Source organism: Helicobacter mesocricetorum, assembly GCF_900198605.1.
In the GTDB taxonomy this organism is placed as follows: domain Bacteria; phylum Campylobacterota; class Campylobacteria; order Campylobacterales; family Helicobacteraceae; genus Helicobacter_D; species Helicobacter_D mesocricetorum.
Window position 1 is genome coordinate 1 of sequence record NZ_FZPJ01000025.1, and the last position, 2,366, is coordinate 2,366.

A 2,366-nucleotide genomic window follows, 5' to 3' on the forward strand; every position below is an offset into this window, starting at 1 on the left:
AATACAGGCTCTATACAAACTTTTGATAATAGTGGAACGATTAAGAATACTAATAATAATAAATATAACTTCTATATTAAATCTACTATTGAGAACTTTAAGAATAGTGGATTAATAGAATCTAAAGGTTATGCTGTTACTTTTCAAGAAGGTTCTACAATCAATAACTTCAATAATACAGGAACAATTATTACTAAAGAGAATAATGGTAGAGATGCAGTATGGATAAATAAAACTACTATTCAGACTTTTAGTAATACAGGGACTATTAAGGGTGAGGGGAATAATAGTGTGGGGGTTAATATTTTTAGCGGTTCTAGTATTAGTAGTTTTGAAAATAAGGGGTTGATAGAAGGAAATGCAGTTGATAATGCAACAAGTTCTACATCAGGATTTAGCGCAGTTAGCATTGGATCAACAATAGACAATTTTATAAATAGCGGGACGATAATTTCTAATAAATCCCACGGTGTTGCCGTTAATGGAAGTGGTGCGATTAAAACTTTTAAAAATACTAATACTGGAACAATACAAGCTAAAGGCGACGCTATAATGTTAAGGATAGGGAGGAATGTAGGCACCCTCATCAATGAAGGAAAGTTAAAAGGAACTGCAGGGATACATATATGGGGTTCAACCATTGAAAACTTAACCAATAAAGGAACCATAGAATCCACAGGAACAAACACGAACAATAAACAAGAAGTATGGAATGGAGGCATTAATGTTACAACTTATGGAAATAATAGATCCAAAATAGGAACTTTTACGAATGAGGGGACCATTGACTCTAAAACTAATGGGGTATTCTTTGAAGCTGGAACGAATATTGAAACTATTGTCAATAAAGGAAGTATTAAAGCAGAACAATATGGAATTTATGTTACGAATAATTGGAATCGAACTTTAGGGGGTAAAATTGGTAAAATCGTCTTAGAAAAAGGCAGTGTTGTAGAATCCAAACAAGACGCTATTAATATCAATAACCCTAAGATGGATAATATCACCAGCATAGATGGTATCGACCTCCAAGAAGGCGCAACCCTTAAAAGTATAAATGGAGCAGCTATTAAAATAGCCCCTAATAACCACATCACAGGAGACATTAATATAGCAGGAAAGATAGAAGCCAAAACAGGGATAAGCAATCAAGGAAATATTAGTGGAAATATTTCTGCTTCTGGTAATACACCTTTGGTTATTGAAAACAAAGGTAATGGTAATATAGGAGGAAGTATTAATACAAGTGATAATGTAGCTTTAAGCCTTACCAACTCTGGTAATGGAAACATATCAGGTTCTATTACTTCTACTTCAAATGCTCCTGTTGTTCTTAAAAATGAAGACAATGCCAACATAACAGGAGGAGTTAGTGCTAGTGGTAAGGGTAAAGTTACCATTGAAAATAAAGGTAGTGCAAAGATAGGAGGAGATATTAAAAATGAAGGAGGTGGGAATCTTAGTATTACCAATTCTAATGATGGTAATATAGCAGGACATATTATTAATTCTGGCTCTGGTAACTTAAACTTAAAAAATGAAGGGAATGCCAAGATAGAAAAAGACATCACTAACTCTGGTTCTGGAGATTTAAAACTTAGTAATGAAGGCAATGCTCAATTAGGGGCTAATATTAAAAATGAAGGAAGTGGTAATTTAAGTATTAGTAATACCGGTAAAGTTAGTGATACTACTAAGATAGAGAGTAATGGAAGTGGTAAAGTAGAAGTAGAGCAATGGTTAGTTTCTACTAATTCTGCTGGAGAAGTAAAACCTTTAGAAATAACAGGAAAGAATTTAAGTGCTGTTAGTGTTTCTAATGTAACCTTTGATGTAGCCAATATCTCCAATCTATCGATTCTTGCCAAAGATCCTGAAAAAATCATCAATATTGATACTTCTAAAGATACTAATATTAAAAATGCTGAAGAGATTAATGCTAAAGTCTTTGCTAAAGCAGAGTTTAAAACGAATGATCCTAGTGTTAATGTCAATGTAGATTCTCTTACTAAAACCCTAAGCTTTTCTATTGATGGAGCTAAGACTTCAGCAGCAGCTTTAGGTCAAACACTTATTTCTAATACTCAAGCAAGAGCTACCTTTGTAAGTTCTGTTATGGGGAATGCTATGAATGCTGTGCATTTAATCCATAATCAAGGAAGTGCTAATGTGTATTCTAACTTTAATAAACCCTATGAAGAAGGGGAGACTTATTATGCTAACTTTGATAATTTAAGTAGTGATGCTTTAATTAGAACTTCTATGCAAGAGAATAATAGGAATCATCTAGCCTTTATGCTTCCTTATATCTCTAAGAGTGATACTTCTTTAGCAGGAGGATTAACTGCTAAAGGACAGACTAAAGG

At 33.3% G+C, this 2,366-nt stretch carries 1 protein-coding gene; it reads left to right on the forward strand.

Going from position 1 to position 2,366, the window contains the following annotated elements; all coding sequences use genetic code 11:
• A partial coding sequence (locus C6H18_RS06310) for a beta strand repeat-containing protein (RefSeq protein WP_407645606.1) occupies positions 1-2,366 on the forward strand: 2,366 nt, incomplete at both ends.